This is a genomic window from Amycolatopsis sp. NPDC051903 (assembly GCF_044452505.1).
GTDB lineage: Bacteria > Actinomycetota > Actinomycetes > Mycobacteriales > Pseudonocardiaceae > Amycolatopsis.
Genome location: NZ_JBITBT010000054.1, coordinates 1 through 20,332 on the forward strand (window position 1 = coordinate 1; position 20,332 = coordinate 20,332).

Annotated in this window: 18 protein-coding genes; 12 read left to right on the top strand and 6 right to left on the bottom strand. The window is 69.1% G+C overall.

Annotated features, from left to right (window positions below; translation table 11 throughout):
- The 3 genes from ACIA77_RS48265 to ACIA77_RS48275 all read right to left on the bottom strand — a co-directional run.
- Window positions 1-2,705: glycosyl hydrolase (locus ACIA77_RS48265; RefSeq protein WP_395892951.1), on the bottom strand; the 2,705-nt coding region annotated here is incomplete at its 3' end.
- Between the two features lie 1,040 nt (window positions 2,706-3,745).
- Entirely contained in the window at window positions 3,746-3,988 is a 243-nt protein-coding gene (locus ACIA77_RS48270; protein ID WP_395892952.1) for a hypothetical protein, read from the bottom strand.
- Between the two features lie 111 nt (window positions 3,989-4,099).
- Window positions 4,100-4,459, bottom strand: coding sequence for a hypothetical protein (locus tag ACIA77_RS48275; protein WP_395892953.1), 360 nt, complete (start codon window positions 4,457-4,459; stop codon window positions 4,100-4,102).
- A gap of 115 nt (window positions 4,460-4,574) precedes the next feature.
- On the opposite strand from ACIA77_RS48275, the gene ACIA77_RS48280 reads away from it, so the two are divergent.
- Entirely contained in the window at window positions 4,575-5,597 is a 1,023-nt protein-coding gene (locus ACIA77_RS48280; protein WP_395892954.1) for an NAD(P)/FAD-dependent oxidoreductase, read from the top strand.
- Window positions 5,598-5,772: 175 nt separating this feature from the next.
- Here the strand turns inward: ACIA77_RS48280 and ACIA77_RS48285 are convergent, their stop codons facing one another.
- Together ACIA77_RS48285 and ACIA77_RS48290 are read right to left on the bottom strand one after the other, a co-directional pair.
- A complete protein-coding gene (locus ACIA77_RS48285; protein ID WP_395892955.1) occupies window positions 5,773-6,102 on the bottom strand; it encodes a hypothetical protein in 330 nt (109 codons plus the stop codon).
- 104 nt (window positions 6,103-6,206) lie between these two features.
- Window positions 6,207-6,746: a GNAT family N-acetyltransferase gene (locus ACIA77_RS48290; protein ID WP_395892956.1), complete on the bottom strand. Its 540-nt coding sequence runs from the start codon at window positions 6,744-6,746 to the stop codon at window positions 6,207-6,209.
- 542 nt (window positions 6,747-7,288) lie between these two features.
- Between ACIA77_RS48290 and ACIA77_RS48295 the strand changes: the two genes are divergently transcribed.
- From ACIA77_RS48295 to ACIA77_RS48320, 6 genes are all read left to right on the top strand, one after another.
- Complete coding sequence (locus ACIA77_RS48295) at window positions 7,289-8,611, top strand: hypothetical protein (RefSeq protein WP_395892957.1); 1,323 nt, start codon at window positions 7,289-7,291, stop codon at window positions 8,609-8,611.
- A 389-nt stretch (window positions 8,612-9,000) separates the two neighbouring features.
- Window positions 9,001-10,350, top strand: a complete 1,350-nt coding sequence (locus tag ACIA77_RS48300; RefSeq protein ID WP_395892958.1) for an MFS transporter — start codon at window positions 9,001-9,003, stop codon at window positions 10,348-10,350.
- A 67-nt stretch (window positions 10,351-10,417) separates the two neighbouring features.
- The gene (locus tag ACIA77_RS48305) at window positions 10,418-11,653 is read left to right on the top strand and encodes a CaiB/BaiF CoA transferase family protein (RefSeq protein WP_395892959.1); all 1,236 of its coding nucleotides are present in this window, start codon (window positions 10,418-10,420) and stop codon (window positions 11,651-11,653) included.
- Window positions 11,650-12,126: a MaoC family dehydratase gene (locus ACIA77_RS48310; RefSeq protein WP_395892960.1), complete on the top strand. Its 477-nt coding sequence runs from the start codon at window positions 11,650-11,652 to the stop codon at window positions 12,124-12,126. Before ACIA77_RS48305 ends, ACIA77_RS48310 begins: the two co-directional genes overlap by 4 nt.
- The gene (locus ACIA77_RS48315) at window positions 12,126-12,908 is read left to right on the top strand and encodes an enoyl-CoA hydratase (protein ID WP_395892961.1); all 783 of its coding nucleotides are present in this window, start codon (window positions 12,126-12,128) and stop codon (window positions 12,906-12,908) included. Before ACIA77_RS48310 ends, ACIA77_RS48315 begins: the two co-directional genes overlap by 1 nt.
- Before the next feature lie 52 nt (window positions 12,909-12,960).
- Entirely contained in the window at window positions 12,961-13,878 is a 918-nt protein-coding gene (locus ACIA77_RS48320) for a LysR family transcriptional regulator (RefSeq protein ID WP_395892962.1), read from the top strand.
- A gap of 128 nt (window positions 13,879-14,006) precedes the next feature.
- Here ACIA77_RS48320 and ACIA77_RS48325 read toward each other — a convergent pair whose 3' ends face one another.
- Window positions 14,007-14,720 (bottom strand): GntR family transcriptional regulator, encoded by a 714-nt coding sequence (locus ACIA77_RS48325; RefSeq protein ID WP_395892963.1) that lies wholly within the window; start codon window positions 14,718-14,720, stop codon window positions 14,007-14,009.
- Window positions 14,721-14,819: 99 nt separating this feature from the next.
- On the opposite strand from ACIA77_RS48325, the gene ACIA77_RS48330 reads away from it, so the two are divergent.
- From ACIA77_RS48330 to eda, 5 genes are read left to right on the top strand one after another with little or no spacing between them, the layout of a single operon-like run.
- On the top strand, window positions 14,820-16,169 hold the full coding sequence (locus ACIA77_RS48330; protein ID WP_395892964.1) for an MFS transporter: 1,350 nt from the start codon (window positions 14,820-14,822) through the stop codon (window positions 16,167-16,169).
- A complete protein-coding gene (manD, locus tag ACIA77_RS48335; RefSeq protein ID WP_395892965.1) occupies window positions 16,166-17,380 on the top strand; it encodes a D-mannonate dehydratase ManD in 1,215 nt (404 codons plus the stop codon). Before ACIA77_RS48330 ends, manD begins: the two co-directional genes overlap by 4 nt.
- On the top strand, window positions 17,377-18,303 hold the full coding sequence (locus ACIA77_RS48340; protein ID WP_395892966.1) for a PfkB family carbohydrate kinase: 927 nt from the start codon (window positions 17,377-17,379) through the stop codon (window positions 18,301-18,303). The genes manD and ACIA77_RS48340 overlap by 4 nt, the downstream gene beginning before the upstream one ends.
- Window positions 18,303-19,637: a mannitol dehydrogenase family protein gene (locus ACIA77_RS48345; RefSeq protein WP_395892967.1), complete on the top strand. Its 1,335-nt coding sequence runs from the start codon at window positions 18,303-18,305 to the stop codon at window positions 19,635-19,637. Before ACIA77_RS48340 ends, ACIA77_RS48345 begins: the two co-directional genes overlap by 1 nt.
- Entirely contained in the window at window positions 19,624-20,307 is a 684-nt protein-coding gene (gene eda, locus ACIA77_RS48350) for a bifunctional 4-hydroxy-2-oxoglutarate aldolase/2-dehydro-3-deoxy-phosphogluconate aldolase (protein ID WP_395892968.1), read from the top strand. Before ACIA77_RS48345 ends, eda begins: the two co-directional genes overlap by 14 nt.
- The last annotated feature ends 25 nt before the right edge of the window (window positions 20,308-20,332 follow it).

The following is a 20,332-nucleotide window of genomic DNA, read 5'->3' on the forward strand; positions in this document are numbered from 1 at the left end:
ACGCTTTGGGGTGCGGTGGTGCTTCGCAGGGGGGCGGCGGTCTTGGTGTTGAGGTCGATTGCGATGACCGTGGTTTCTCCGGGGGCGAGGGTCACCTCGAGCGAGGTCCGGCCGCCGGAGGTCTGGTACTGGGCGAGCGGTTCGACGCGGCCCGACCAGGTGTTGATGCGGTAGGGCTTGCCGACCGCGGCGACGCTGATGGTCGTCGTGGCGGTCGCGGCGTCGATCGGGTTGTTGAAGTAGTCGCCGCGCTTTTCCATGTAGTTGTACGCCCACAGATAGACCGTGTCCTTGGTCTTGCGCATGGCCGTGAGGACGGTCTGGTTCGGTGCGGCGTATTCGGCCCGGGGGCGTACCCCGAGTTGCTTCAGGGCGCCGTAGACCCCGGTCTTGCCGTAGTAGTACTTCTGTTCGTAGTCTTCGGCTGCCGGGTCGGGGGTGGTCGCGCTCTGGGGAACGTCCGCGTCGATCTCTTTCACGTTCGAGAGCTTTTTCAGGCGTGCCATCACTTTCGCCAGGTCGGCGTCGGTGCCTTCGTTGCCGAGGGTGTGAACTGCGGCCTTGGTGTTCAGGTAGTTCCGGGTCGCGCTCACCGTCTCGGTCAAACCGTTGACGACAACAACGGGCAGACCTTGCCGGGCAAGAGCGTAGATGGCCTGGGCACTCTTCAGCCGGATGGAATCCTGGTAGATGACGACGGCCTGGTATCCCACGTTTTCGGGGATCAGGCCGTCGGTCTTGCTGTATTTGACGCTCCGGCCCTCGAGGATTTCCGGTGCGAAGTAGTCGTAGGTGTAGCCGTTGTCCTGCAGTTGCAGATCCTTGAAGTAGTTGGCCCTCCGGTGCCGCATGAAGTCGGGGTGGGGGTGGTCGCTGTTGAAGGCGTAGTCGGTGCGCACCACCGCCAGGTCCATTTGCGGCTTGCCCTGTTGCAGCACGGCCTGGGTGCGGGCGATCATCGGCATGTAGTCGGTGTACTGCGTGGACTCCGGCTGACGTGGGCCCCAACGCTCGGAGTACCGGGCGTACATGCCTTCGTGGCCTGGCCAGTAGGTGCCGTCCCAGGGGTTCGACGGGTCGTGGGAGTCGGCGCCCGAGATGCTCGAGTAGCCGTGGAACACGGTGTGGCTGACGCCGGAGGCGAACTGGGTGTTGATGATCTGCATGAACCGGTCCTGTGGCCAGGTGTAGTTTTCGCCGCTGATCGCTCCGGTCTCACTGGAGTAACGCAACCCATGAGCGTGGGCCGCACCCGCCAACGTCCGCTGCGAATCCAGCTGGTTCCCGAAATCAAGCGATTCGGTCTCCACGTAGTCCACCCCTTGGGCTGGGGTGGTGATCTCATACCCCACGTTGTAGGAAATCTCAGCCCGCAGCTTCATGTTCATGTCGTCGTTCAGGTAAGTCCGCAGCGGCTTGAGAACGTTGTCGGTGTACATGTCGGTGATCGTCTGGAAGAAGTCGTTGCGGACCTTGGTCACCGTCACCTGATCGGCGCCGATCACCAGGAATGAGGACAGGCCGGCCCTGCCGTCCTTCCTGAGAACGTAGGGCAGGTGCGGTTCGAGGCTGTAGCCGCGGCGTTTCTGGAATTCGCTCATGAGGGTGGTGCCCCAGAATTCGCCGCCGTTGGAGTTGGTGGTGTCGATTTCCAGGGAGTCCATGTACATTTCGCCGCGGCCGTTGGCGATGATGGCGTTTTTCAGTTCGGGGTCGCTGAAGATGTGGTTCTTGTAGTAGTCGATGAAGTCTTGCATGCCGGCCGGGTCGATGTAGTTGATGGTGACGTTCGTGGTGGACGAGGGGGTCGGGGCTTGGCCGGTCGCCTGCATCCAGAACGCGTAGATGTCCCAGGTCCCGGTGCCCGCCGGCGGGGTCCAGGTCAGGGAGTAATTCGCTTTGCCGGTGGGGTCTTTCATCGTCGTCTGCGTGACCGGGGCGCCGTCGAGGGTGACGTTGCCGGTCAGCACGACCGCGTCGTCGGTGTAGCTCATGGTTCCGGAGATGCTGCCGTCGGCGGTGACCGAGCCGGTGTTGCTCTCGGCCCGTTGCACAGCGACCACGGAGATCAGGTCCTGCCGGACTGTTCCGGCCACCGTCATCGCCGAGCGCCTCAGGGTGCCGCTGAACGTCGTGCCGCCGGTGGTGGTGTGGATGGCGTAGCCCAGTGCCTTTCCGGCGCCGTCGTCGTCGAACTTCAGGTTTTCGATGGGCAGGTTCGCGTTGGCCCAGTGTGTGCCGCTGGTCATGGAGAAGCCCATGCCGTACTTGTTGGCTTCCTGGATGATGAGCTTCGTGTCGTTCTTCCACTCATCCGACCCCCAGCTGTAGATCTGCTGAGGCGTCTTCCCCGTGGTGTTGGTGACGAAGACCGTGTCGCTGAGGTTGCTGTCCACGTTGGGCTCGGGCATGCAGACGATCTCGACTGAGCCGATGCCCATGTCGTGGAGCATCTTCATGTCGGCCTTGATGGTCGCGTCGGTGTGCAGGCCTTCGGCCAGCCACCACCGCGTACCCGGCCGGTACTTACCTTCCGGGCTGTCCAGGAACGCGTGCTGCGCCTTGATGAACGTGTCGGCGGCACTGGTCGGGGAAGCGTCGGCGGAGGCGGCGCCGGTCCAGCCTGAGAGGGCCAGCGCCATGCCGACGCCGCCGCTGATCTTGAGGAAATCTCTGCGGTCGAAGCCGGGGTTGCTGTCTTCCATCGGTCCTCCCGGGACAGGTGGGGAACGGTTCTTGCTTTTTGGCGAAGGGATCGTGGAGCGTTGCGCTGCCGTACGGCCGAAGCATGTGCAGGCGTTCGGGGTGGACGGACTGGTCGTCGCCCGCGCGCGTGGTCGCACCGGCGAGCGGACACCGCAGCTTGCAGGCCTGCCAGGTGCGGCCGGCCCGGCAGCTGTGGGACGAGCGCGGCGGCTACGCCGTCGCCTGTAGTGATGGGCTCGACCGCCGATGTGAGCAGCGCCGGCAGTGCGTCGTCTGCCGCGCCGCGTAGCGCACGCGCACCGGGGTGCGGACGTTGATCGCCCATCGACGACACGCGGATGGGGGTGGAAGACCGGGTTCAGCGGACTCGATGCCGCCGCCCTGCGCAGCTTGCGACCAGGCATCCGCGACAGCGGGCCGGCGCGCCTCCGGCCGGTGCGGTACCCCTGCGGTGGTGCCGTACGCAGTCACTGGCCTCTCCGTTGAGGACTCGAGAATTTAAACGTTTCAACTCTGGTCACTCTAGTTTCCGGGTTCCGCGCGATGGTTGTCAAGCGTCAACCATCGCCTTCGGGCCGCGGAATCGGTTCAGCGTACGGAGGATAAACGCCGGATTCTTCGCTGCGAGACCGCTTTGCGCTCGCAGAAATCCGGGACGTGGGGTTCGCGTCCCGGGCAACGGAATCATGGGGCACCGCGAACCTTGCCGCAACCTCGGAATTGCCCGACGTTGACATTCCCGGGGAACACTGGTTAGGTCCCAGCTTGAAAGGTTTCACGCGAGTGGCACAGCTCGTCAGCCCGGCTGGCGCGCTTTGAGGCGGATCCCTTGGCGCCGACCGGGTGAGTCAGTACACGACCAGTAGTGGTGCGTGATCGCCCGCCTGTCAAGGAAGTGAGGCTCGGGTACGCAGGGGGCCCGGAATCGTGCGCCAAGCGTCGGCAAAGCTGCGCGCCTGTTGCAGGCTCGGAACGTGGGTGCTGAGGCGGTTTTGTCGAGGGTGCACTCGAAAGCGGTAGTGGGCCTCACAACCGCACTTCAGACATCGGGTGAGTCGCCGTGCGGTCGTGTTGACGAACGGTTCGAGCGCTCGACGCCACCCCGGCGCAGAGTCTGGGTGATGTGAGGAAGTGGTCCTTCGCTGCGGTAGTGGTCGATGAGGATCTGGTAGTCGGCGCGCGGCTGGATCGCGTTGGCGCTGAAGAGGGGATCGCCCCACTGGGCAGCCAGCTCGGCGGAGGTGGGGTGATGGCGGCCGTGGAACTTGCCTTCCCCGGTCACGTTCTCCTTGCGCCTGAGGCGGTAGCTCGTACGTCTGCGCGAGCTTTCCCACTGCTGGCCCCGGCTCGACGCCGGACAGCGGAAGCCGACGGGCCTCGTCGCCCTAGCCGATCACGATTTCCAGGCCACCAGACCGGTCGGCCTCGGATGGGGTGTGGTGGAGACGTCCGCGCACTCGGTGTCCCCGAGCGCGTGCGCCTCGATCAGGAGTATCCCCAGCTCCGGTACCGCGAGAATCAGGACCGCTTCGTGCACCACGGGCACGCTGGGACGCTGTTCCGCACCGGCAGCGCCGCCATGTTCGGCCTCGTCGTCGCCGGGTACGGCGACGTCGCCCACCATCCCCGTGCCCACCCCAAGGCCAGTCCTTTGGAGTACTGCGCCGAGTTCGACGTCGTGGACAAGCCCCAGTGGCCCGTCGAAGTCACCGAAATGTTCATCGGACACCGAGAACTGGCCTGCTCCGTCCACGAGGACATCACCAGTCCCTGCAAGGCGATCCCGATTACGGGCAGTCGTCGGCCGCCGGGTGTCGACCCCATTGGGCCGCATGGGCGGAGCTGTCAGGGACAGTAGGGTCGGCACCGTGGTGAGTGCAGCGGTGGGTGGGCGCGTGGTCGTCGTCGGAGCCGGCATCGTCGGCGCGTCGGTGGCTTATCACGCCGCCCGGGCCGGCGCCGCGGTGACGTTGGTCGACGCCGGGCGGCCGGGCGCCGCCGTGACGGCGGACTCGTTCGCTTGGGTCGCGGCGTCCGGCGTGCGTACCGGTCCGGCGGCCGGGATACGGACCACCGCGACCGAGGAGTACCGCCGGGTCGAGGCCGAGTTGCCGGGGCTCCCGGTGGTCTGGTCCGGTTCACTGAGCTGGCGCGCGGAGTGCGGCGAGCCGGAGGCCGGGCCCGGGCAGGAGATCGTGGACGCCGCCACCGTGATGGCGCTCGAGCCCCACCTTCGGCAGCCCCCGGAGTGGGCCATCTGGGCACCCGGCGACGGCGCCGTCGACTCGGTGGGCGTGACCGAGCGGCTGGTCGCCGGCGCCCGCGCCCAGGGCGCCCAGGTACATCTGGACACCGCGGTCACGGCGATCCGCCGGGATGCGGCGGGCCGGGTTGCCGGGGTCGAGACGGCCGTCGGAACCCTCTCCGGTACGACTGTGGTGCTGGCGGCCGGTGTTGCCACGGCCGCGCTGGGCGCGTCCCTCGGCGTGAGTGTCCCCGTCGAGCCGTCGCCGTGCCCGCTCTTCCGGCTTCGCGCGCCGGCCCGTCTGGTCCGCACCGTGGTCAACACTCAGGACTTCGATCTCCGGCAGGTCGCAGCGGACCGGCTGATCGCCGCCGCGGACTCCCCCGAACGGACCTTGGCCGCCATCCGGTCCACTTTCCGCGGTACCGGGAGCGTCGAGCTGCTCAGCACCCGCCTCGGAGCACGCCCGATGCCGGTCGACGGTGAGCCGATCGTCGGTCCGGTCGCCGAGGTCCCCGGTCTCTACCTGGCGGTGATGCACGCGGCGGTCACGCTCGCCCCGGCCGTGGGCCGCCTTGTGGCGCGGGAGGTGGTCGAGGGCACCGTCGAGCCGGCGTTGTCGGGTTGCCGTCTCGATCGCTTCTGATGTCCCGCATCTGGGACGACCGCGGCGGAGGTGTCGATGCCGTGGTCCAGCACCACCAGGTCCACACCCTTCGCCTGCGGCTGCTCGGACAGACCATCGGTTGCTCGAGCGGGCCGGCCGGGCCCCGACCTTCTGACCCATCTCGCTACCGCCTCTCACCCGCCACGGCCGTGGTTCAAGATCGGCGAACGAGCACGACCGCTCCGACAAGGCCGACAATGAGCACGGCGCCGCCAGCCCAAGCGAGTCCGGCGCCCCACAGCGGGCCGAGTGACACGCCCTCGTCGTGGTGCGGGCGGGCCGAGCTCGGCACGGTTGCGACGATGTCGTCGATGCGCTGCTGGATCCGGTCTTGATCCGCTTCCGACAGCCGGTCCGCGCCCAGGTTCCTCGCGAGCGCTTCGACCTCGTCGTTCTGTGCGTAGGTGAAGCCGGGGAAGGTCACGGTCGACTCGGCGCTGCCCGTGCAGGCCAGCACTTGACCGGTGGCCTCGTCGGGGTGCACCTCGCCGGACCCGCACTCTTCCACGATCCGTTCGGCGCGGTCGGCACTTCGTCGGTCGTGGTCCGCGCAGCCGACTGCGTCGCAGGCAGGAGTGGCGGGCGTGGCTAGTCCGTGAGGGGGTCGGGGTCGGTGCGGAGGCGGCTGTAGAGGTAGCCGTCGCGCCACTGGCCTGCGCGGAATTCGGCCGCGCGCAGGACGCCTTCGAGCGTGAACCCGGCCTTTTCCAGCGAGCGCTGTTCCGCGGTGTTCTCCGCATGCGTTGCCGCCTCGATGCGCTGCACGGGTGTGTGCTCGAACAGGTAGGAGCAGAACATCGTCTGGGCGCGCCAGCCGATGCCCCGGCCGCGCCACTGCGGCAGCAGTGCAATGCCGATCTCCCAGCAGAACCCCTGGGCGCCGTGGTGGCGCTTCCGGTAGGACACCAGGCCGGCGGATTCCTTGCCCGGTTCGGTTTCCACAGCCACGTCCACGATCAGCCGGCCGTTGTCCTCGCCGAGATAGCTGTCGGTGTCGAACCGGCGCCGGACGGCCTGCGGGTCGCGGAACCCGGTCCAGTCCAGGCCGATCAGGCCGGGCTCGACCAGGAAGCGCCGGAACATGTCGAGGTCGGCCTCGGCGACGGGCCGCAGGCTGAGCTCAGGCAAGTGACGTGACATACGCAGGCCTTCCCGTGCCGCGCCCACCATGGCGCTACCAGTGCACCAAACCACGACGATCACGATCGGCGCGCTTCCGGGCAACGTCAAGGCGGTGCTGTACCAGTTCGACCAAGACCTTCCGCGGTACGGATCTTCGGTGCCCACCTCGAGGCCGACCCCCGCGCAGGTGGTGTTCATGAGGGCACGATCGAGTGGTTTAACTCCTGCGCGCACTACGCCACGCCACACTGGAGGCACTCCGCAGTTTCACCAGGGACCGACTTGACGCGAACCCGGACGTTGCCGGCCGGCGCGGTTGTCATCACGTCGTCGACGAGGGCCGGCAGCGCGGCGCCAACGGCACCCCCCAACCTCCGCGAAGGAGTTATCACACCATCGAGCGGAGGCCTGCGCGACAAGACGATGCACACGGTGATTTCCCGCCTCTGCACCGGAAATCCCCAGGTGACGGATCCCTGCGGACTCTCGAAAGAGGTGGCAGGATTCGCAATTCGAAATGTGTCGAAAATCAACGGGGTGGGTCTGTGGTGAAGGCTTCCGAGAAGGCCAGGATGTGGGCCTGTCTCGCCGCGTCAGGGGCGCTGGCAGTGGCCGGGTGCAGCTCCTCGATTGCCGGTCAGGCTCGCCCGGACAGCTCGCCTGAGGCGAAACAGGCCGAGACCGGGATCGCTCTTCAGAACCTGACCACGGCTCCGGCCAAGGCGATGACGTACGCCGGTCAGCCCGTCTACGACGCCTGCGCGATCATGAACCCGTTCCTGATGCGGCAAGCAGGATTCGTGATCAACCCCGAGAAAACCTTCACGCAGAAGAAGTTCACCGGCGACGACGGTCCGCCGGCCCCCGGCGCTGTCACCTACGATCCGTCGGGGACCCACATCTCACCGGAGCCCGCATCCGAGTGCCTGATGGCGGGCAAGGACGACAAGTACAACCTCTCGTTGAGCATCGACCAGAAGCAGTACGAGAGCACCGACCTGTCGAGCGACCGGGATACCGTCTGGCGCCTCGCGACCAACTCTGAGGCGCAGCAGAGCGTCCAGTCCCACACCGTCAGTCACGAGACCCGTGGCGACGTGCAGATCTACGTGACGATGGGGACTCCCGTCTACCCGGATGAGTACCAGGTGTACTTCTTCTGGGGCGGTGACCAGTACTGGGCCACGTTGGACATGCACGCCAGTGACTACGGCACCGCCGAGGACACCCCGGGCATCACCAAGAACCCCACCGACGCCCTCAAGTTCCTGACCGATCAGGTTGCCGGCAAGCTGGCCGCCGGCCCCGACAAGGTGGGGCATTCCAAATACGCGTACGGGGCTCCGTGGAACACGCCGACCGCATGTGACGTGTACAAGCCGGAAGACTGGGGGCTGTCGTTCACCGACGACACCGCGTCCGGCCGGGTTCAAGAACAGTCCTCCATCGGGCCGGTGCAGCTCACTGCCGATCCTCAGGATCCCGGCAGGGGACCGTGGAACTACGTGTGGAGCAGTTGCTACCGCATGAATCACGCCAACACGGGCAATCTGGTCAACCAGGACGGGTTGACGGTTCAGATCGACACGTACGACAACGTCGAGGGTGCAACCTACTCCGACCACGTGTCATGCCGCCCGCACACCGACGGCCCGGATGGCCCGCCCCCAGAGGAAACGAACGCCAAGCTCGGAGACGGCGACACTTGCTGGGTGCCCACCGGCGGCAGCCCGCACCTGGTGTTCAAAGTCGGCCGCCACGTGGTCACCATGTGGGCGTTCAAGCACGAGGACTACCAGCAGCCCACGCTCAACGCGGTTTTCGGCAGGGTCGTGAACAAGATCGTCGATCGTGTGAAGCAGATTCCTTGATGTCCTCGGCCGCCCCGTAAAACGGGTTCAGGATCGCTGAATGGCTCCCCGTCGCCGGATCCCTTGCCGTAAAGGGGGAACCGCCGCCGGACCAGCCTGATCCGATTCACGCCAGCGGAGATCCGACGCCTCCTCATCAGGTTGATCCTGCGTGTCGCCGAGCACGTCTGTCCACAGCAGACATAGTAGGCGATCTCGGTGAGCCCGAGACCCTGCGGTGAGCGCCCGCGCCTGGACTGCCAGCCGGTCCGGAACGGTGCGCGAGTTATACAAAATTCGCAATAGTCATGCCGTCATCAGGTATTGGACGTGGAATACCGGCCGCTGCAACGCTCAAGCCCGCTGCAGCCACGCACGATGTCTTCCCGTCGAAGATCAAAGAGGATCTCATGAACACAGCTCGTTCCGGCGGTCCGCCGTCGACCGCCGTCAAGCCGGGCCCGGGCGCCTCCGGAGCCGCGAGCAAGCAGGCGACGCGACGTGCCCGCACGGCCGTCCTCGGTGCCGGCATCGGAACGTTCATCGAGTGGTACGACTTCATCGCCTACGCGTTCCTGGCCACCGTGATGGCGCAGTTGTTCTTCCCGTCGGAGAGCGCGGCAGTGGGTCTGCTCTCGACTTTCGCGGCGTTCGGGATCTCCTTCGTCGTGCGTCCGCTCGGCGGCGTGATCCTGGGCGCGATCGCGGATCGGCGCGGCCGCCGTTTCGCGCTCACGATCGCCGTGGTGGGCATGGCGGCCGCCAGCTTCCTGATCGGTCTCCTGCCGAGCGCCGCGGCGATCGGCGTTGCCGCGCCTGCGCTGCTGGTGCTGCTTCGTGTGATCCAAGGGCTGTCCGCCGGCGGGGAGAGCGTGAGCGCAGCCTCCTACCTGATCGAGGAGGCGCCCGACGGACGCCGCGGGTTCTTCACGAACTTCGTCAACGTCGGTGTCATCGGCGGGATGTTCACCGCCTCGCTGCTCGTGTCGATCCTGCGGTTGGTGGTGGACGCGCACGCCCTGTTCGACTGGGCCTGGCGCATCCCGTTCCTGCTGTCGCTGCCGATGGGCGTCGCCGCCGTGATCATCCGGAAGCTGATGGACGAGTCGCGGGCGTTCGAGCACCTGAAGACCGAGGGGATCGTCCAGCGCGCCCCCATCCGGGAGGCGTTTCGCCGCGAGGGGCGCGGCATCACGGTCACCGCACTGCTGACGTTGTCGATCCAGGCGGGTTACTACCTGATCTTCACCTATTCGGCCTCCTACCTCCAGACACAGGGGCTGATGAGCGGCACCGGGGCGTCGTGGGCGATCGTCCTCGCGCTCGGTCTCACCGCGGCCACGCTGCCGTGCTGGTCGCGCCTGTCGGATCGCTTCGGCCGCCGGCCCGTCCAGATCGCCACGAACCTCGGGTTCATCGTGTTGCTCCTGCCGATGTACCTGCTGATGACCGTCTCGCCCGGGTGGGCCGTGCTCGCGCTCGTCGTGCTGGGCCAGGTGTGCTCGGTGAGTTTGTCGGCGCAGTGGGTGACGCTCACCGAGCTGTTCCCGGCCACGCTGCGCGCGACCGGCCTGGGCATCGGCTACAACCTCGCCACGATCATCGGCGGCACGACCCCGTTCGTCGCGACCTGGCTGCTGAGCGTCACCGGCCGGCCGCAGTCGTCCGCGCTGTACGTCAGCGTCCTCGCGGCCGTCTCCCTGCTGACGGCTGTCTTCCTGCTCAAGGAGACCGGGCGCAGCCCTCTGCGCGAGGACTGACCACCGCGATCGGGCCCCAGCCGGCTTTCGAGCGATCCACTGCAGTGATGGGAGTGCCATGAAACCCTTGAGCGGCTTGCGAGTCGTCGACCTGAGCAAGGTCCTGGCGGGGCCGCTGTGCGGCCAGTTCCTGGGCGCGCTCGGGGCCGACGTCCTGAAGGTCGAGCCGATCGGCGGTGGCGACGACACCCGCGCGTGGCCGCCGCGGCACGGGAACCAGTCGGCGACGTTCCTCGCGGTCAACCACAACAAGCGCAGCCTCACCGTCGATCTGAAGTCGCCCGAGGGGCAGCGGCTGGTGCACCGGCTCGTCGCCGGCGCGGACATCGTCATCCAGGGGTTCGGCGCCGGCACGGCGGCCAAGCTCGCCGTCGACCACGACACCCTCCGCGAGCTCAACCCGCGGCTGATCTACGTCGAGATCTCCGGCTACGGACGCACCGGGCCCCTGGGCGACGAGCCGGGCTACGACGTGATGCTGCAAGCGTTCAGCGGCATGATCAGCACGATGGGCGAACCCGAGGGCCGCTACGCGCGTGCACCGTTTTCGCCCGTCGACCTCGGCACCGGCTCCTACGCGCTCAGCGGGGTGCTGGCCGCGGTGATCGAGCGGGAACGCACCGGCACGGGCAGCTACGTCGAGGTCTCGCTGCTGGACACCGCGATCTCGCAGATGGGCTACCTCGCCCAGAACTACTGGGCATCGGGCGAGGCTCCGAGGCGGATGGGGACGGGACACCCCGCCCTGTGCCCGTACCAGGCGTTCGAGACCTCGGACGGCGACCTCATGGTCGGCGTCGGCAACGACGCGCAGTGGCGACGGTTGTGCGCCGCCGCGTCGCTCGACGACCTCCTCGAAGATCCCAGGTTCGCGACCACCGCCTCGCGGGTCGCCCATCGCGAGGTCACCGTACGTCTCGTCGCGGACGTGATTCGCCGGCGCACGACCGAAGCCTGGCTGACCCTGTTGCGCTCCAGCGGCGTCCCGTGTTCGCCGATCAACACACTCGCGCAGGCACTCGGGCACCCCCAGGTCGACGCCCGCGAACTGCTCGTCCGGTACGCAGACCCGGTGCTCGGCCCTGTCCAGACCGTCGGCCTGCCGGTCAAGTTCGACGGGCAGCCGCGCGACATCACCCGGCCCGCTCCGCTGCTGGGGCAGCACACCGAGGACGTCCTCGGCGAGCTGGGCCTGTCGCCGGAGGAAGTGCGGAGCCTCGTCGAACGAGGTGTCGTCGCGCAAGGCGTCGACGTCGAGGACGGATTGGCGCCCGCGGCCCGCGACGCCCGGGGAGTGGAATGAGGCACTTCACGCAGTACTGGTTCGACGACTTCGTGCTCGGCGAGGAATTCCCGATCCCGTCGCGCACCATGACCGACGCGATCTTCGGCGCGTTCCAGCTGGCCAGCGCCGACAACCACCCCAGCCACTACGACGTCGAATACTGCCGCGAGCACGGCATGCCCGACCGGGGCGCGCACGGGTTCCAGATCCTGATCCAGAGCGCCGCGGGCGCAGGCTGGTTCCCGAGCTGCGTGGAGGACTCGATGAAGGGGTTCATCGAGCAGTCCAGCCGATTTCTGAAGCCGGTCTACGCCGGCGACACCCTGTACCCGCACCTGAAGGTCGCCCACCTGGAGAAGGGGCGCACCACCGGCGTCGTCACGCTGGCGTCGACCATCCACAACCAGCGAGGCGAACTCGTGCTGGACGGCCTCCAGAAGTACCTGCTCAAGCGCCACCCCGACGCCTGCTCACCCCCGGAAGGACCTTGATGACCAGCTTCATCCCGACCTTCGCGCACGCGCACGTGACGCGAGACGAGCGCCACGTCTACACCGTGACGATCCGCGACGCCAAGAGCCGCAACATCCTCTCCTCCGCGGTGACCCTCAGCGTCACCGACGCCGTGCGCTGGGTCGCCGCGCAAGCCGACGCTCGCGCGCTCGTCTTCCGCGGCGACGGCGAACGCGCGTTCATCGGCGGTGCGGACATCCACGAAATGGCCGCGCTCGAGCCGCAGTCCGCACGCGAGTTCATCACCCGCCTGCGCGGTTTGTGCGACGCCCTGGCCTCCGTCCCCGTCCCCACGATCGCCCGCATCCGGGGGTTCTGCCTCGGAGGTGGCCTCGAGGTCGCTGCCGCGTGCGACATCCGCCTCGGCTCGAACGACGCCGTCTTCGGCATGCCCGAAGTCCGCGTCGGCATCCCCTCGGTGATCCACGCCGTGCTGCTGCCGGCGCTCATCGGCCCCGGCGCGACGAACTGGCTCTTGCTCACCGGGGAGAACGTCGACGCCGGCCAGGCCTTGCGCTGGGGCTTCCTCCAGTTCGTGAGCGAGCCGGAAGAACTCGACGAGCTGGTCGAGCGCACGGTCCAGCCGATCGTCGCGGCCGGCCCGCGCGCGGTCCGCGCGCAGAAGTCGCTGCTGCGCTACTGGCGCGACGCGAGCCCCGAAGCCGGCATCGATCGCAGCGTCGACGCATTCGGCGACGCGTTCACGACGGACGAGCCCAGCCGCTACATGGAGCCGTTCCTCAGCCGCAGGAACCGGTGACACCGGTGTCCGGGCGTCCGTTTCGCACCTCGCGGGGTGAGACACTCAGGTGATGGATCCCACCCAGCTGCGCATCTTTCTCACGGTGGCTGAAGAACTGCACTTCGGCCGGGCGGCAGAGCGTCTTCACCTCGCCCAGCCTCCCGTGAGCCGCACCGTGAAGCAGCTGGAACGCGAACTGGGCGCCACGCTGTTCAAGCGGAACACCCGCAGCGTGACGCTCACCTCGGTCGGCCGCGCGCTGGTCGAGCCCGCCAGAGAGGCCCTCGACGCGATGGAGCGCGTGAAGCTGACGGCGCGCTTCGCGCGGACCGGCGAGGTCGGGCGGGTGTGCCTCGCGTTCGCGACCGCATCCTGGAACGTGATGGTCGGCAAGCTCGCCCGCGGCGTCAAACAGGCGCATCCGGGTATTCAGCTCGACTTCCTCAGCCAGCGCTTCGCGCAGGCGTCGATGAAACTGCTGACCGACGGGCGGGTCGACATCGCGCTCGGTTGGTGGGACCACATCCCCACCGGGATCGAGTCGCGCGTGCTGGCGGTCGAGGAACTCGTCGTCGCCGTGCCGGAAACCCACCGGCTCGCGGATCGCGAGCGGGTGTCGATCCGCGACTTCGACGGCGAGTCCTTCGTCTCCCTCTCTCCCGAGACGGGCACGCTGCTGCTCGACCGGCTGCGGGAACTCACCGCCACCGCGAACCTCGGCGTCACCATCGCGCAGTACGTCTCGAACTCGTGGACCGCCACGGCGCTCGTCTCGGCGGACGTCGGGTGTTCGCTGACGCTGCCGTCCGTCGTCGAGAGCATCACCGACCCCCACTTGCGCATGCTCCGCCTTTCCGACCCGATCGCGCCCGTCGAACGGCGGATCGCCTGGCGCGCCGCCAACGACGACCGCGCAGTGCACACCGTCCTCAAGCTCTCCGAGTCCGTCCTCCCGACTCCCGGCACCCATCAGGCCGAAGTGGACTGACGGAGAAGAGTCCAGTGTGGACACGGGCCACATCGATGGTCAAGCTCGACCCGGTGGTCTGGCTCAGCGCGTGGTCGTCGGAGCAGCGGCAGCGCGGATACCCCGCCCTGGTTGCTCTCACGGTGGCCTCAGGCCCAGGCGGTGATGGTCTTGCGGACCGGGCGCTGGTTGCTGTCGGTGGCGAACAGTTCGGGGGAGTGGCTGCGGATCCGCTCGACGTCGGAGAAGACCAGTCGCAGGTGCGCGCGCATCGCCTCGACGCTCGCGTCGAGGTCGCCGGCGGCCAGGTGGTCGACGATCGCGGTGTGCTGCTCGATCAGCGACGACACGGGGCTGACCATCCGCATCCCCAGCCGCCGGGCGCGATCGAGGTGGGCCTTGGCCGACACGACCGTGCGCCACGCGTTCGCGTGCCCGCCGGCGGCGAGCAGCAGCTGGTGGAACTCCTCGTCGAGCCGGAAGAAGCGTTCGGTGTCGTGCTCGGCTTCGCGCTGGGCTTCGAGCGCCTGCCGCAGCGAGGCGAGCGTCTCGACCTCCAGCCGCTGGACGGCGTCGGTGAGGGAGGCGACCTCGATGGCCTCCCGGACGAACTGGGCGTCGGCCACGCGCTTCAGGTCGACGCGGGACACGAAGGTGCCCAGCTGGGGGAAGACCTGGACCAGTTCCTCCTCGGCGAGCAGCAACAGCGCCTCGCGCACCGGCGTGCGGCTGACCGACAGCTCGGTGGCGAGCTCGTTCTCCGACAGCGGGGCACCGGGTGGCAGCTTCAGCGTGATGATCCGGTTCCTCAGCTCACGGTGCACGACCACCCGCGCGGACGGTTTCGCTGCTGCTCTGGCCATTCGCTCACCTTACCGGTCGGGAAGGACTTGACAGTCGCCGCATGGCAGCACTTGTATGGTAGTGCTTCCATGGTGGAAGCGCTAGCTCGAGGAGGGTCGATGCCGACCGATCTCACCCCCGCGTCCCTGTGGCGCACGGTCGCCGCCTCGGTGATCGGCACCGTGGCCGAGTACTACGACTTCTTCATCTACGGCACCGCGTCGGCGCTGGTGTTCAACAAGGTCTTCTTCCCGTCGGTGAGTCCGCTGCTGGGCACGCTCGCGGCGTTCTCGACCTACGCGGTCGGCTTCTTCGCCCGCCCGCTCGGCGGCATCGTGTGGGGCCACCTCGGGGATCGCGTCGGCCGCCGGCGCACCCTGGTCTACACCCTGCTGCTGACCGGGCTCGGCACCTTCGCCGTCGGGCTGATGCCGGGGTACCACCAGATCGGCTTCTGGTCGCCGGTCATCCTGGTGCTCGTCCGGCTGATCCAGGGCTTCGGCGTCGGTGGTGAACAGGGTGGTGCCGTGTTGCTGACCGCCGAGGCGGCGCCGGCCGGACGGCGCGGGTTCTACACCAGCTTCGTGCAGCTCGGCTCGCCCGCGGCCTACCTGATCCCGAGCGCGCTCTTCGCGCTGCTGGACGCGCAGCTGCCCGAACGCGACTTCGTCGCCTGGGGCTGGCGGATCCCGTTCCTGCTCAGCGCGATCGTCGTGCTCGTCGGCCTGTACGTCCGGCTGCGGGTGCAGGAGTCGGACACCTTCCGCGCGGTCCGGGAGAGCGAGCGGTCGCACCGCGCACCGGTGAAGATCCTGCTGCGCGACAACCGGCGCGAGGTCGTCGCGGGCACCCTGACGAAGTTCGTCGAGGCCGCGGTCTTCCCGTTCTACACGGTGTTCCTGGTGTCCTACGCCAAGAGCCAGGGCATCGACAGCGGCATCGTGCTCGACGGCGTGATCATCGCGATCGTGGCCGAACTGGTGCTGCTGCCGGTGTGGGGCGCGCTGACCGACCGCGTCGGCCGCCGGCCGGTCTACCTCGCCGCCACCGTGCTCAACCTCGTGCTCGTGGTGCCTAGCTTCCTGGCCGTGCAGACGGGGAACAGCGTGCTCATCACGCTCCTGCTGGTGGCGGGGCTCGCGTTCGGGCACGGCGGGGCGTACGCGCCGCAGGCCTCTTACTTCCCCGAGCTGTTCCCGGTTCGCGCGCGCTACAGCGGGGTCTCGATCGTCTGGCAGTTCGGCTCGATGATCGCCAGCGGACCGTTCACCGTCGTCGCCGCCGCGTTGCTGGCCGCTTCCGGCGGGGGTTACGCCCTCGACGCGGTGTACGTCGGGGTGCTCATCCTGATCAGCCTCGTCGCCCTGCGCTGGATGCCGGAGACAGCACCTGGCCGCCGTGGTGGCCAGGAGTACGCCGACTGGCCCCGATCCGCCGACCGCACCACCACCGAAGGACAGCCCGCATGACCAAGATCGTCGGCGCCGAAGTGCTCGTCACCGCGCCGGGCCGCAACTACGTGACGCTCAAGGTGACCACCGACGAAGGTGTCGTCGGCTGGGGCGACGCGACCCTGAACGGCCGTGAGCTCGCCGTCGCCGCCTACCTGCGCGACCACGTCTGCCCGTTGCTGATCGGCCGCGACGCCCACCGCATCGAGGACGTCTGGCAGTACCTGTACAAGGGTGCGTATTGGCGGCGCGGCCCGGTGACGATGACGGCGATCGCCGCCGTGGACGTCGCGTTGTGGGACATCAAGGGCAAGCTCGCCGGGCTGCCGGTGTACCAGTTGCTCGGCGGCGCGGCCCGCGACGGTGTCATGGTGTACGGGCACGCCAGCGGCGGCGACGTACCGGAGCTGCTCGACGACGTCGCGCGGTACCTCGACCAGGGTTACCTCGCGGTGCGCGCGCAGTCGGGGGTGCCGGGACTGGACAAGACGTACGGCATCCCGGCCGAGGGCCAGACCGTGTACGAGCCGGCTTCGGGCGCACGGCCGCAGGAGGATCTCTGGGACACCGCACCGTACCTGCGGTTCGCCCCGGAGATGCTGGGTGCGGTGCGCGAGCGGTTCGGGTTCGGTTTCCACCTGCTGCACGACGTGCACCACCGCCTCAGCCCGATCGAGGCGGGCCGGCTGGGCCGCGATCTCGAGCAGCACCGGCTGTTCTGGCTGGAGGACCCGACGCCGGCGGAAGACCAGGAGGCCTTCCGGCTCGTGCGGCAGCACACCACGACGCCGCTGGCCGTCGGCGAGGTGTTCAACTCCATCTGGGACTGTCAGCACCTGATCACCGAGCGGTTGATCGACTACATCCGCACCTCGGTCTCACACGCGGGCGGCATCACGCACCTGCGCCGGATCTTCGCCCTCGCGGAGCTCTACGGGGTGCGCACCGGTTCGCATGGCGCCGGCGACCTGTCGCCCGTCTCGCTGTCGGCCGCGCTGCACGTGGACCTTTCGGTGCCGAACTTCGGCATCCAGGAGTACATGGGCCACGCCGAGCCGGCGAGCGAGGTCTTCCACACCTCGTACACGTTCGCGCAGGGCTACCTGCATCCGGGAGACGTGCCGGGGCTGGGGGTGGAGGTCGACGAGGCGGCCGCGGCGAAGTTCCCCTACGACCCGAAGTACCTGCCGGTCAACCGCCGCCGCGACGGGTCGGTGCACGACTGGTGAGCCGCTACGACGTGGTGCTCCTCGGCGAGCCGCTGGTGGAGTTCTCGACGCTCGCGCCGTTCGGCGACGGCGTCCCGGCGCGGATGGGCATCTCCGGTGACGTCGTCAACGCCGCCGCGGCGGCCGCGGCGGCCGGGGCGCGGGTCGGGCTGGTCGCCCGCGTGACCGACGACGAGCTGGGGGACGCCGTCGCCACCCGGATCCGGCAGCTGGGCATCGACGACGCCCTGCTGCGACGGGTCCCCGGACAGCAGGGCGTGTACGTGCAGTACAGCGACCCGGACGGGGATCGCCAGTTCTGTTACGCCAGAACGGGTTCGGTGGGTTCGCAGCTCTCGCCGGCGGATCTGGACCGCGCCGTCATCACGTCGGCCGGGGCGGTGCTCGCGAGCGGGATCGCCTGTGCCGTCTCGGCTTCCGCGCGGGCGGCCGTGCGAACCGCGGCCGGGTGGAGCCGCCGGTTCGTCTACGACCCGAACCACCGGCCGCGGCTGAGCGCGCCCGGCGACGCCGCGCAGGTGCTGGCCACCCTGGCGCCGCTGGCGGCGCTCGTCACGCCGTCGGCGCCCGGCGAGACGTCGGTGTTGCTGGGCACCGACGATCCCGCGACGGCCGCGAAGGCGTTGCTCGCCCGGGGAGCGCGGTCCGTCGCCGTCACCTGCGGCAGTGCGGGCGTGCACGTCTCGGACGCGAGCGGAGAACGGCGGTACGCGGCGGTGCCGGCGCCCGAGGTGGTCGACCAGACCGGTGCCGGGGACGTGTTCGCCGGCACCGTCACCGCCCGGCTCGCGCTGGGCGACCCGATCGACGAAGCGGTGCGCCTTGGCGCCGCGGCGGCCTCGCTCGCCGTCGGTGGGCAGGGCGGCACCGGCCGCATCGCCCCGCTGGCCGAGGTGCGGGCGCACGCGGGAGTCCGGGCGTGATGCGGGCGCGGTTCCGCCCCGAATCGGCCGGGATCGTCCACTTCGGACTCGGGGCGTTCCACCGCGTGCACCAGGCGGTGTACACCGACGACGCGATGCGCGTCACGGGGGACCGCTCGTGGGGCATCATCGGCGTCAGCAGCCGGATGCGCCCGGTGCTGGCGCCGCAGGACTACCTGTACACGGTGCTGGAGCGGGGCGAGGGCGCAGCCCCGCCGCGCGTGGTCGGCGCGCTCACCGGCGTCGTGCCCGGCGCGCGGGTGCCGGACCTGCTCGCGCGGCCGTCGATCCGCGTGGTCACGCTGACCGTCACCGAGAAGGGCTACCGGCACGACCCCGCCACGGGTCTGCTCGACCTCGCCGACCCGGAGATCGCCGCCGACCTGACCGGCGGGCAGTCGAAGACCGTCGTGGGGCAGCTCGTCCACGGCCTGCAGCGCCGGCTGGGCGGCCCGCCGATCACCGTCGTCTGCTGCGACAACCTGCCCGGCAACGGGAAGTTCCTGCGCGCGCTGGTCCGCTCGTTCTGCCAGGCGGCCGGACTGACCGCACTGCACGACTGGATCGAGGACAACGTCCGGTTCCCGGGCACCATGGTCGACCGCATCGCACCCGCCACCACCGGTGCCGACCTCGTCGAAGCGGAACACGAGCTGGGCTACCGCGACGACGCGCTGGTGGTGACCGAACCGTTCAGCCAGTGGGTGCTCGAGGACGACTTCGCCGCCGGACGGCCGGCGTGGGACCGAGCCGGCGCGGTGCTGACCGCGGACATTGAGCCGTGGGAACGGCTCAAGCTGCGCGTGCTGAACGCGAGCCACTCCATGCTCGCCTACTTCGGGCTCCTGCTGGGTCATGCGTCGATCGCCGACGCCGTGCACGACCCCGTGCTGCGCGACGCGTGTTCGGCCATGCTCGCCGACGACGTGCTGCCGGTCCTGCGCCCACCGTCCGAAGTGGACGTCGACGGGTACGTCCGGACCACGCTGGCCCGCTTCGCCAACCGCGCGCTGCGGCACACCACCGCGCAGGTCGCGAGCGACGGCTCCCAGAAGCTGGGCCCGCGCCTGCTCGGCACCGTGGCGGACCTGCGCGCGGCGGGACGCGAACCCCGCTGGCTCCCGCTCGTGGTCGCGGCCTGGACGCGGCACGTCGCGACCGCCGTGCGGCTGGCGGACCCGCTGGCCGCGGATCTGCGCGCCGCCGCGTTCCCGCTGGACGTGATCTTCCGCGGCGACCCGGTGTTCCGCGCTCAGGTCGCCGCGGCCCACGACCGGCTCGTGACGGAGGACCCGCGCGCGGTGCTGCGGGAGGTGCTCGATGGACGCGCGTGAGCTGATGGCGCTCGGGCCGGTGCTCCCGGTGGTCGTCCTCGACGACGCCGCGCGGGCCGTCCCGCTCGCGAAAGCGTTGCTGGCAGGCGGAGTCCGGACGATGGAGGTGACCCTGCGGACGCCCGCCGCGCTGGCGGGCATCGAACGCATCACCGCCGAGGTCCCGGAGCTCGTCGTCGGCGCCGGCACGGTCGTGGCTCCGGCGCAGGCCGAGCGGGCGGTCGCGGCGGGAGCGCGGTTCCTGGTGTCGCCCGGTTCGCCGCCGGCGTTGCTGGACGCGATGCTCGCGCAGGGCGTGCCGGTGCTGCCCGGAGTCGCGACGGTGACCGAGGTGCTCACCTTGCTCGAGCGCGGTCTCACCGAGATGAAGTTCTTCCCCGCCGAAGCCGGCGGCGGCGCGGCTTTCCTGCGCGCACTGGCGGGTCCGCTGCCGCAGGCGCGGTTCTGCCCCACGGGCGGGATCACCGCCGACAACCTCGCCCGCTACCTCGCTCTGTCCACTGTGCCCTGCGCCGGCGGAAGCTGGCTCACCCCCGCCCCGCTCGTCGCGCGCGGCGACTGGGCGGAGCTCACCAGACTGGCCGCACTCGTCGGCAACCCGCCGCTCGCCGCTCGTCCACCACACAGCGAGCAGACGCGGCCGCCCGGTCGAAGTCAGCGCCGGTCATGAGGGCCTCCGGTGATCGGTGCGGACG